This window comes from Evansella sp. AB-P1 (assembly GCF_029688925.1).
Taxonomy (GTDB): domain Bacteria; phylum Bacillota; class Bacilli; order Bacillales; family Salisediminibacteriaceae; genus Evansella.
Window position 1 is genome coordinate 35,634 of the sequence record NZ_JARUKY010000001.1, and the last position, 11,979, is coordinate 47,612.

Below are 11,979 nucleotides of genomic sequence, written 5' to 3' on the forward strand. Positions count from 1 at the left end.
ATAAAATTCTGAAATATTTACTATTTTTATTGTATCTCGTTCATGAGAAAATAAATTAAAAGACATTCTTGTCTTTTAATTTATTTTTTTTTCAAAATGTGAACGCTTTCCTGAAAACGTGTGAATGAATAAGGGACGATTTTGACGTCCAAACCTGGTGACGAGGTAATGGAAGTTCTGAAAAATGTCTTTGCTGCTTTATTGCAAAGGGATTTAATAGATTGATACGAGGAGGAAATAGAATGCTGATAGATACAAGAAAAAGTAAGTATGCCAAAGTTTATTCTTTGCCCGTACAAGCTATTAATTGGAATGAAGGATTCTGGAAAGAAAGGTTTGATGTATGCGCAGATGTAACGGTTCCACATATAAGGAGTCAGTTTGAAGATGATTCAACGACTTTTCATGTTGTTGAAAATTTCCGAGTGGCAGCTGGGGTTCATGAGGGGAAACATGCAGGAACACCATTTGGAGACGGTGATTTTTATAAGTGGATGGAAGCTGCTATGTATGTTATGGCCAAGCGTGGAGACAAAGAGTTGGAAAGGGATTTAGATGCTTATATTGAACTCATTTGCAAGGCACAACAGTCTGATGGTTATATCTCCACAAAGCAGATCATAGCGGATATGAATAGCGGTGGTAATAGCCGATTAGGGAATGTAAATGATTTTGAAGTCTATAATTTCGGGCACCTGATGACTGCAGCCTGTGCATATAAGCGAATTACAGGAAAAGATTCCTTTCTGTGTGTAGCGGAAAAAGCAGCTAAATATTTGAGTAATCTTTATGAAGAGCAAATTCGAAAGGGAGAGTCATTAACAGAGGTTTGCCCATCTCACTATATGGGGATTGTTGAATTGTATAGAACGACCGGGAAGAATGAATATCTGAAACTAGCTGAGATGGCTCTTAAAGCACGAGACTTGGTTAAAAATGGAACTGATGATAATCAGGACAGATTGCCAGTAAGAGAACACCGAAAGATTGTTGGCCACGGTGTTCGTTCTACCTATTTATATTCAGGAGTAGCAGATATTTATCTTGAAAAAGGGGAAGAGGCGCTGAAGACGGTACTGGATTCTGTTTGGGAGAATTGTGTAGATAAGAAACTCTACATAAATGGTGGTTGTGGCGCTCTTTATTCAGGTACATCACCTTATGGAAAATTTAGTTTTGATATGAGTAGAAACGTTGTCCATCAGGCATTTGGATATGAGTACCAGCTTCCAAATATTACAGGATATAATGAAACCTGTGCGACGATAGGAAATATTATGTGGAACTTAAGGATGTTCGCTATAGATCCACAAGCTAAATATTTTGACATTATTGAACGTTCCATGCTGAATTTATCTATCGCATCTGTTAGTTTATCAGGTAATCGATACTTTTACCAAAACGCATTGAGAAGGGTTAAAAAGTTAGATCATGAATTAATGTGGCCATTGGAAAGAACAGGAACGTTGACTTGTTTTTGTTGCCCGCCCAATATGGCGAGGATTATTGCAGAATCTAGTGAATATGCCTATATGATTTCTGATGATTCTGTTTATACAGGTATGTATGGAGCTAATACTGCTGAGTTCCGTATGAGTAATGGTGCAGACTTTACTATCGTACAAAAGACAGAATATCCTTGGGATGGACGTGTAGTAATGGAGTTTGGTGATGTAAAAAAGGATAGAGCTATTACGGTCAAATTGCGTGTTCCAGGATGGTTAACAAGTGGTTACATTACGGTAAATGGCGAAAAGGTTTCGGTTTTGGACAAAAGTCATGCCTCAAGCTACTACAGTGTTGATATTGAAAAACTAGCTGGAACAAGGATCGAGTTGCAAATGGATATGCCTGTTCGTCTGACTATGAGTCATTCTCATGTGGAGGAGAACATCAACCAGGTTGCGGTGGAGAGAGGTCCTTTGTTGTATTGCCTTGAGTCGCTGGATGTGCCTCTTTCAGAATTAGGAGATTTCATGTTGCCGGCTTCTGCAACATTTAAAACAGATCCTTATGAGATCTGTGGTAAGACTGTCCTTTCACTAGAAACGGAAGGGTTAACGTTGAATTGGAATAAAGAAAAGGATAGACAGGCTTTATATCAGACCTTGGATATAGAAGGGGCGGAACGAGTTGGTGTCCGAATGATTCCTTATTTCGCATGGGATAACCGTGGAAATGGTGAAATGATGGTGTGGTTGCCATTATATTTTGGAGAACTTAGTTGATAATTGATTGCAGCTCTATTATTGGTGACAAAGCAGCTCAACTTTCTTCATTTGTAAAAAGGGTTTCTAATGAAAGTGCGACAAATATACGTTCTTTGCTTATTAAATATGATGCGACAGTTGTGTCAAGAATAGGCAGCATGATGTAGTAAGCTGTCTTCAAAGTCTTGATATGAAAGATTTTCAATATAAGGTGAAAGTAAGGTGCTAACATCTTGCTGAAATAATAATATTATTGCAAGCTTCTCATTGTTTGTTTAATTATGTGAGAAGCTTTTTTTCTGTTCTTCGGCTTTACAGTTGTCAATTAAGAAGGAAATTTAAAGTTTTATGTAGAGGTTAACAAGATGTGTGTAGTAGAAAGTTTAAATAAATTAATTGAATTGTGTTGAAGAGGGGAGACTGTGTGAAGAGGATAAGGCAAATTAACTTATTGGTAGCTATAATTTGTGTATTCATTGTTGTGACTTATGCCTTATATAATTCTCAAGGTCAAGCAGAAAGTTCAGCATTTGCTGGTGGAGATGGCACAAAGGAGAACCCTTACCTAATAGAAACGGCTGTACATATGGACAATGTTCGCAACTATTTGGGAGAGGGAATTCACTTTCAGTTGGTTCAAGACATCGATCTGACGGCCTATCTTGAACCAGGTGGTCACGGGTATAGCCAATGGGGTGATACTGGATGGGAGCCGATCGGTGACAATACGAACTCGTTTAAAGGGCACTTCAATGGAAATGGGCATCAAATAGTGGGATTTTTTATCGACCGAACAGAAGGTAATTATATTGGGTTGTTTGGCTATATCGGTGATAACGGAGTTGTGCGCAATCTCAGCTTAACAGGGGACAGCATTAAAGTAGAAGCTGCAGTTGCATATGTTGGCGCTTTGGCTGGATATAGTTACGGCGTCATCGATAACGTGTCGGTGGAAATAGAGGATGGAATCACATTGTCATCCGATTCTTCCTATTTAGGAGGACTAGTCGGTATTAACCATGGGGAAATTCGAAATTCAAATGTCAGAAGCGATGTGAACGGGGGACATGAAGTCGGTGGATTGGTAGGAAGAAACGCTTCCAACAATACTACAATAATCGGGATTATCCATAATTCTCACGCTGCTGGTGATGTCAGTGGGCTTAACCGGATTGGAGGGTTGGTCGGTAATGCATCAGGAGAGATTTATTATTCATATGCTATCGGTAATGTGGACGGGATGGAAAGGGTTGGTGGATTGATCGGCACCAGTGTACGTATTGAGATTGAAGCAAGTTATGCCACGGGTGATGTTACTGGAGATTCTTCAGTTGGTGGATTAATTGGTGAAATTCAGATTGATAGTTTACGTTCGCCTGTTCGCAACAGCTTTGCTGTAGGAGAGGTGACATCACCATCCACAGGTGAGGGTATTGGCGGTCTCATCGGAAGAAATTTTTCGGGCGATGTGGAAAACAGTTATGCCGTAGGCCGGATTGAGGCATCGGGTGCTTCTAATGTCGGTGGTCTTATCGGAATGAATGGAGGAGGATTTTCTTCTGGAACAGTCGACAACAGTTTCTATGATGAAGATACGACTGGACAGAATGATACAGGAAAAGGTACTCCTTTGTCTACGGAGGATATGCAGGATCGGTCAACATTTGAAAATGTCGATTGGGATTTTGGTAGGGTCTGGACCATACAGTCCGATGCTTATCCTGATCATGACTTACGCTTTACAGTGACTTATCAAGCGGCTGAACGTGATGAAGGTGATGTACCTTCTGATGAAATACATAGTCGGGGAGATACCGTTTGGGTGGCAGACCATGGGAATATTTCCAGAACAGGCTATTCTTTCAGTGGATGGAATACAGCTATGGATGGGAGTGGGGAGACATACAACCCAGCGTTTGGCAGTTTTGTTATGGGTGCAAAAGACATAACCATGTATGCCCAGTGGGAAATTAACGAATATACGGTCATTTTTGAATCAAACGGAGGCAGTTCAGTATCGGATGTAGAAGCAGAATATGGATCATCCATATCAGAACCGGTAACTCCGGAAAAAGAAGGTCATTCATTCGTGGGCTGGTATAAAGATGAATCGTTCACAGAAGCATGGGATTTTGAAACGGATACAGTTACTGAACAAATGACGTTGTATGCTCTGTGGGAAATCAACGAATATACGGTTAGTTTTGAATCGAATGAAGGTAGCCCAGTATCGGAAGTACAGTCAGAGTATGGTACATCCATCACCGAGCCTGCCCCACCGGAAAAAGAAGGTCATTCATTCGTGGGCTGGTATAAAGATGAGTCGTTTACAGAAGCATGGGATTTTGAAACTGGTACGATCAGTGGAAATATGACGTTGTATGCTAAGTGGGAAATCATCGAATATACGGTCAATTTTGAATCGAATGGTGGCAGCCCAGTATCGGATGTACAGGCAGAGTATGGTACATCCATCACCGAGCCGAAACCACCGGAAAAAGAAAGCCATTCATTTGTGGGCTGGTATAAAGATGAATCATTCACAGAAGTGTGGGACTTTGAAACCGATACGGTAGCCGGAAATATGACGTTATATGCTAAGTGGGAAATCAACGTTTATACCATCAGTTTTGAATCGAATGCCGGTAGCAAGGTATCGGCTGTTCAGGCTGAGTATGGTTCATCCATCACCGAGCCAGCACCACCAGAAAAAGAAGGCCATACATTCGTGGGCTGGTATAAAGATGAGTCGTATACAGAAGCATGGGACTTTGAAACAGATACGGTTACTGAAAATATGACGTTGTATGCCCAGTGGGAAATCAACGTCTATACCGTCAGTTATGAATCGAATGGTGGCAGCCCAGTATCGGCAGTAGAGGTAGAATATGGATCATCCATCACAGAACCGGCCTCTCCTGAAAAATCAGGCCATACATTCGTGAGCTGGTATAAAGATAAATCGTTCACAGAAGCATGGGATTTTGAAACGGATCCGGTTACTGAAAATATAACGTTGTATGCCCAGTGGGAAATCATCGAATATACGGTCAATTTTGAATCGAATGGTGGCAGCCCAGTATCGGATGTACAGGCAGAGTATGGTACATCCATCACCGAGCCGAAACCACCGGAAAAAGAAAGCCATTCATTTGTGGGCTGGTATAAAGATGAATCGTTCACAGAAGCATGGGACTTTGAAACAGATACGGTTACTGAAAATATGACGTTGTATGCCCAGTGGGAAATCAACGTCTATACCATCAGTTTTGAATCGAATGGCGGTAGCAAGGTATCGGCTGTAGATGCAAAGTATGGATCATCCATCACTGAGCCAACATCACCGGAAAAAGAAGGGCATACATTCGTGGGCTGGTATAAAGATGAGTCGTTCACAGAAGAGTGGGATTTTGAAACCGATACGGTAGCCGGAAATATGACGTTATATGCTAAGTGGGAAATCAACAAGTACGCTGTGCATTATGATGGCAATGATTATGACAGTGGCGAGGCCCCACTGACGGAGACATTCGCGTATGACAGTGAGGCGACCGTGGCCGATCAGCGCACGTTAGCCAGGGACGGGTATACCTTTACAGGCTGGAACACGGACCGAGACGGTAGTGGAAATGCTTTTGAGCCAGGAGACACCTTCTATATGGGAACCGAGTCTTTCACCCTGTATGCACAATGGGCCAGTAACAATGCCTGGTTGAGTGAATTAGTCATTAGTCAGGGGACATTAACCCCGGTTTTTGAAGCTGATTATGCTCACTATGCGGTGGAAGTTGGTCATCAGGTGACAGCTATCACCATAACGCCGACGCTTCAGGATACACGATCTACGATAAAGATCAATCAAAACGAGGCAACGAACGGGCAAGTGTCAAATTCCATTCCGTTAGAGGAGGGACTGAACACTGTTTTAATCGACATAACGGCAGAGGATGGATCAACATATACTTACACCGTTGATGTCACTAGGAGAGTAACTGATCAGGTTGCCCAACTGACTAGAGAGAGTCATTATGTGACACTTGATGATGAACAAATCCACATATTGGATGATGAAGGAACCCTCCAGGTTGATCTGCAAGGTGATTTGGATGATGTGACCGAAGTCAGGTTCACTCAGTATCAGGTGCAACTTTTACAGGGGAAAGGGGCGTTTGTAAAAGTAGTCAAGGAAGATATGTTAATGCATATTCCCTTCGCTAATTTTGAATCAGGCAAAGACTTAACTGTAACGATTCAGAGGCAGGATCAAAATACGGATGCATTCGTTTATGCAAAACGATCAGCCAGTGCGATTTATAAATTTAATATTGATCAGGATGGGGAACATATTTCTGTATTCGATCATGAGATTCAATTATCATTTCCTATAGTAAATATCGGAGAAACGAATTCAGAAGAACTTCAAGTGTATTACTTTAATCCTGATGCTCAAGAATGGGAATTGATCGGCGGGACTTACAGTAATGGTTATATTCATGCTAAGACGAACCACTTTAGTGTATTTGCAGTCTTTCATCCTAGTCAATTTTCCGTAGAAGACGATGTGATTGAAGAAGAAAACAATGAGGAAAAGGAAGAGGAAATCACTGAAGAAGATAACAAAGAGGAAAAGGCTGAAGAGACAGGAGAAAAATTACCACATACGGCAACAGGGACATATCAATTTTTACTGGCAGGAATGATTATGTTGATTATGGGTATATGTATTTATGTTTTGTATCGCCGAAGTGTTATAATGCACCCCTGACTTTTCAAGTCGCTATACGTGGAAGGTGTGTCGTCGCCTCAAGGGGCAATTGAAAGTGTGTTCTCATTCATTAAAAAATAAACAGCTACGGATGCACCTTCCAGTGCTTTGTGAAAACTCGCTGCTCGGCGAGTTTTCTTTATTTAGACAACTTCTTTTCAGGAAGGCTGTTATTTATTAATAAGTAATGATCCAATCGATTCTTAATAGAATGAGGATCTAATTGATTTCCGATAAATAGAAACTCTGATAAAACATTATTTGGCGAATGTTTAAAATAACGTTGTTCCTCTGAAAATACTTCGATAGATGGCCCAATTTGTGATATATAATAAATTTGGTTTTCTAAGGGGCTGTGACATATAGCTTTTGTACCTGACAACTCCCACAGCTAAAGCAGTGGGGTTTTAGAATACATTGGATAAACGTATCCATTACACTTCTCATTGGTACCCTTATCTTTCCTTTTGGAAAGAGTTTCTACCAACGCACTGGTGTAGGTTCTTCTAGAACATTAACGGACGTATTGCACAAAGGCAAGGCACTTCGCTCAACGAGCCTATTCTGACTCTTGATATGCTTTTCGTTCCGCTTCTTTTGGGCGGTGTCATGACCAATCAGGTTTGGTTTTTATGCGACAAACCAACGCAATAATTTACTTTGAGTTTGTTTGATACGTTCTATTTCACAATTGTGTCGTTCTAAAAAGGAATTCCACTGTGCATTACATAAACTTATATCTACTGAATCAAGCGTTTCACTTGTATTACCTATTAAAAATGCGCTATATAGATCACGTTGGACAAGAGATCCTTCAATGGTATTCCAACGTTCCGATAGTTGCTTTTTACTATATTCTCCTGTCACATGATTGAATTGACTTGCTTTTGTTGCATAGGTGTCTATTTTCTTCAAGGAACGTCCTTGATACCCAAGCTTTCGATCTACTATCCTTAAAAGCAAGGCAGGGGCACGTTTGGCTATCGATTTTCCAAATCGTTTTTTTCGGTTGATTTTACCATTCCTCTTATTCCGAGTAGTATTCTTCGCACGTTTTTGGAGGGATTGAAACCGCATCGTTTCTACTCTGATATCGGAACCAAGAGCCAAAAGTTCATTTGCTAATTTTTCATGTGACATTTTCCGTTGGACGGCAACCTTCCGAAACAGTTCTTTTCGTCTCTGATTCAGACGTTCGTATCTTTTTGAATACACCCAAGTTAATTTACCTTTTTTGATCGTTCCATTTGTGTTGAAATTGTCTGGATTCGTCCTACGTTTGGACCTGTCCATTTTCCGTTGTATGCGTCTTAATTCTTTTTCATCCATGTTACATTCAGGTGCCAGTTCTCGCAATTCAACGCTACTTTCGCTGCTAAAAGCAATCATAGAAGTGCCAATATCAATTCCAACACGCTTTGTTTCATCATTGGCAATCTTGCGGTTTCTTTTTATTGGCGGATACCCTTCTTGAATGAGCTGAACAAAGTAGCGAACTTTTCCTCGTACTACCTTTTTAAAAATACGAACATACTTTGTCCTGTCCATCAAGGCTAGATGGGCATATTCATCATTTGGTTTTGGCCTGACCGCCATGGAAAGCCAATTTTTAGGTTTAGGATTCTTCTTTGTTGGTTGATCTCCCCAAAGAATATTTCCTTCAACAAATCTCAAACCTGAATCATTGGATTTATTTTCAACTGAAATTTTATCACTCAGGCTTTTGAAGTGAACGCTATTTGATTTGCCAAAATGGCGTTTTTCGACGGCTTTAAAAGCCCGCGTTGCCAGTTTTTGCGCCTCGAAACTACCAATGTGCTCTTTGAATTTTCTTTGGGCTGCTTGTACAAATTTATGTAGTCCGTATTCAGAAAAACCATAAGCCAAACGAATATCTGCAAGTTTCTTGTTATTTTCTCGAGACTTAGGTTCTTTAAGAAATCTACGATATTCCGAATCGCTTCTTACGGCTTTATGTCGTTTTAAAGCCTCACCTAGACAAGAATTATAGATAAGCCTGGCCACCTTGAATTTCTTTTCCAGACGATGTTGTTGCCACGTCGGGAGGTGCAAAGGAAATTCGATTGTATAGGTTGGTGTTGTCTTTCTTGCCATTGGTTTTCATCACCTTTCCGTTTCATTCCTATTCTTTTGACTTTCTTGGAAGGAAAAAAATGAAATTTTTAAAATGAAACAGTTTTGTTTGTTCTTCTATATTTATCCATATATCCATTGTATTTGTTTTAAACGCATACTACACAATATATTATGAAGAATAAATGAATTTTCAAATACTTGAATCGCCACACAAAACCTTCGGTTATGTGTGGCGATCCGTATTTGACCTCACTATCATCCCATGTCTAAAGACGGGCTACGCCCTGCATGGGCTTTCTCGTTCGGAAAATCTGTAATATTCCTTCTGGAAGTTTTGCAAGAAAATCTTCAAGGTGTTTCATTGAAATAGGTGAAGTACTTCGATAAATATATACATCGATCCCATAATCTCCAACAAGCATTAACGGTTTGCTTTGCTCAAATTGATGTAATTGATATGTGTAAAGTTCGTGAGGCGTATGCTTTTTTATACTGTCTTGTTTTCTTGAAAGACTATTATCTTTGGTGAAATCCGTAATTGTAATAATTTTAGCTAATGGGTTAAGTTTACTGAAAAACCAATTTAGTTCAGCTAAACGTTCTTGATTAATCTTATCAACGTTGCCTAGAAGAATGAGGTCAGCCATTTCTAATGGAGATATTAAAAGCTCACCTACTGAGGTTTCGTTTTTTTCTTCTCCGTTAAATGATTGTGACACAATATATTCATTAGAAGAGTATTGAAACCAAAAATTACCGGTATCGATTATATGAATATGTTTTAAGTTAAGGAGATAATCATCCTCCATATTCGAATAATATGGGAATAATAATTGGATATTTGAAAACTTCTCTAGATCAATAATAAGTTGATCAACCTCTTTATTACTCTGGTCTTTTATAATAGAAACCAGGTCTTTTTTAGTACATGCTTCTCTATCATGAACTACTTCTGTTAGGATATTTTCTTGATAAAAATCTTCCGCCGAAATATCTTCATAAACAACAGTTGGATCACGTAAAAGAATAACTTTAGAATTCTTTTGTAATTTGATTTCCTTTATAAAAGACAGTTTGAGGCTGTCAGACAAACCAGATACTAATGTGACAGGAATTTCTTTGTCCTCAATCATGGAAACCTCCCTTTTGGTAACATAATGATAACTAATAAAAGGAGAAGCCCGTATGGATGGGCTTCTATACATACATTGATTTTACCTTCGTTTTACTACTTACCAGCTTGACTTTTTTACTCCGGGTATTTGTCCCTTGTGAGCTAACTCTCTAAATGCAATTCTAGAAAGTTTAAACTTGCGAAGTACACCTCTAGGTCTCCCTGTCATTTCACACCTTCTAGTAAGACGAGCAGGATTAGAGTCCCTTGGAAGTTTACGTAATGCCTCATAATCGCCCTTAGCTTTTAATTCTTTTCTTAATTCAGCATATTGAGCAACTAATGCTTGGCGTTTTCTTTCCTTTGCTACCATTGATTTTTTAGCCATTACTATTTTCCTCCTTTTATTATTTAAATCGTAATCATTACGCTTTGTGCTGTGGTTTTATCATACCGAAAAATTTTCAGTAAGTAAAGGAAGGGGGCGGGAGGAGATATTTATTTTTTTGACAAGTAATGGTTGTCGGTTTAATATATAACATAAATCGTAACTATTACGTTTTAAAACAATGAGACGGGGGCATATCCAATGAAAAAAAGAATACCAGTTACTGTTTTAAGCGGTTATTTAGGAGCAGGAAAAACAACAATCCTTAATTATATACTTAAAAATCGAGAGGGGCTTAGAGTAGCTGTTATTGTTAATGATATGAGTGAGATCAACATTGATGCTGAGTTAGTAAAACAAGGAGGAGAGCTTTCGAGAACAGAAGAAAAGCTTGTAGAAATGTCTAATGGTTGTATCTGTTGTACTTTAAGGGAAGATTTATTAATTGAGGTAGAGAAGCTAGCGAAGGCTGGAAACATTGATTATATCGTCATTGAATCAACTGGTATAAGTGAACCAACGCCAGTGGCTCAAACCTTTTCCTACATTGATGAAGAGCTTGGTATAGACTTAACACAGTTTTGCCAATTAGACACGATGGTAACAGTAGTGGATGCCAACCGTTTTTGGAAGGATTTTAGATCAGGAGAAAGCTTACTTGATCGAAAGGAAGCTCTTGGAGAAGAGGATACTAGGGAAATTGCCGATTTACTTATTGATCAAATTGAGTTTTGTGATGTTCTTTTATTAAATAAATGTGACCTTGTATCAGAACTCGAGCTAGAGAAGCTTGAAAAGGTACTCAGAACTTTACAACCAAAGGCAAAAATTATTCGTACTATAAACGGATGTATTTCTCCAAAAGAAATTTTAAATACATGTTTATTTAATTTTGAGAAGGCTAGTTCATCTGCAGGTTGGATTCGTGAACTTTCCCAAGGACACCAGCAGCATACTCCTGAAACAGAGGAGTATGGGATTTCATCTTTTGTATATCAACGACGGCTCCCATTTCATTCAGAACGTTTTAATAATTGGATACATTCTATGCCAGAGGAAGTGGTAAGAGCAAAGGGGATTGTTTGGTGTGCAACAAGGAATAATGTAGCTCTTATAATGTCTCAAGCTGGACCATCTGTTTCCGTCGAACCGATTAGTTATTGGGTAGCGTCTCTACCAAAGGTGGAACAAGAACACCTTATAAAACAAAATCCACATTTACTAGATGACTGGGATGTTGAATATGGTGATCGGCATACGAAGCTTGCGTTTATAGGTGTTGATATTGATCCTAGTGAAATTACAAGGGAATTGGATAAGTGTTTATTAACCCCATCAGAGTACGATACGGACTGGGGGATGTTACCTGACCCATTTAACTGGAAATTACAAAAAGCATAAGGAG

The 11,979-nt window shown here is 39.3% G+C and carries 7 protein-coding genes; 3 read left to right on the forward strand and 4 right to left on the reverse strand.

The window, feature by feature from the left end; translation table 11 throughout:
• Positions 1–242: 242 nt before the first annotated feature.
• Complete coding sequence (locus tag QA612_RS00160) at positions 243–2,228, forward strand: glycoside hydrolase family 127 protein (protein WP_278281712.1); 1,986 nt, start codon at positions 243–245, stop codon at positions 2,226–2,228.
• Between the two features lie 406 nt (positions 2,229–2,634).
• Complete coding sequence (locus QA612_RS00165) at positions 2,635–6,975, forward strand: InlB B-repeat-containing protein (protein ID WP_278281713.1); 4,341 nt, start codon at positions 2,635–2,637, stop codon at positions 6,973–6,975.
• A 139-nt stretch (positions 6,976–7,114) separates the two neighbouring features.
• On the opposite strand, the gene QA612_RS00170 is transcribed toward QA612_RS00165, so the two are convergent.
• The 4 genes from QA612_RS00170 to rpsN all read right to left on the reverse strand — a co-directional run bounded on the left by QA612_RS00170 (position 7,115) and on the right by rpsN (position 10,574).
• Positions 7,115–7,357, reverse strand: a complete 243-nt coding sequence (locus QA612_RS00170) for a hypothetical protein (protein WP_278281714.1) — start codon at positions 7,355–7,357, stop codon at positions 7,115–7,117.
• 248 nt (positions 7,358–7,605) lie between these two features.
• A complete protein-coding gene (locus tag QA612_RS00175; protein ID WP_278281715.1) occupies positions 7,606–9,090 on the reverse strand; it encodes a transposase in 1,485 nt (494 codons plus the stop codon).
• A 248-nt stretch (positions 9,091–9,338) separates the two neighbouring features.
• On the reverse strand, positions 9,339–10,205 hold the full coding sequence (locus QA612_RS00180) for a CobW family GTP-binding protein (protein WP_278281716.1): 867 nt from the start codon (positions 10,203–10,205) through the stop codon (positions 9,339–9,341).
• Between the two features lie 99 nt (positions 10,206–10,304).
• Complete coding sequence (gene rpsN, locus QA612_RS00185) at positions 10,305–10,574, reverse strand: 30S ribosomal protein S14 (protein ID WP_278281717.1); 270 nt, start codon at positions 10,572–10,574, stop codon at positions 10,305–10,307.
• Between the two features lie 201 nt (positions 10,575–10,775).
• Here rpsN and QA612_RS00190 point away from each other — a divergent pair, with 201 nt between their 5' ends.
• Positions 10,776–11,975: a GTP-binding protein gene (locus tag QA612_RS00190; RefSeq protein ID WP_278281718.1), complete on the forward strand. Its 1,200-nt coding sequence runs from the start codon at positions 10,776–10,778 to the stop codon at positions 11,973–11,975.
• The last annotated feature ends 4 nt before the right edge of the window (positions 11,976–11,979 follow it).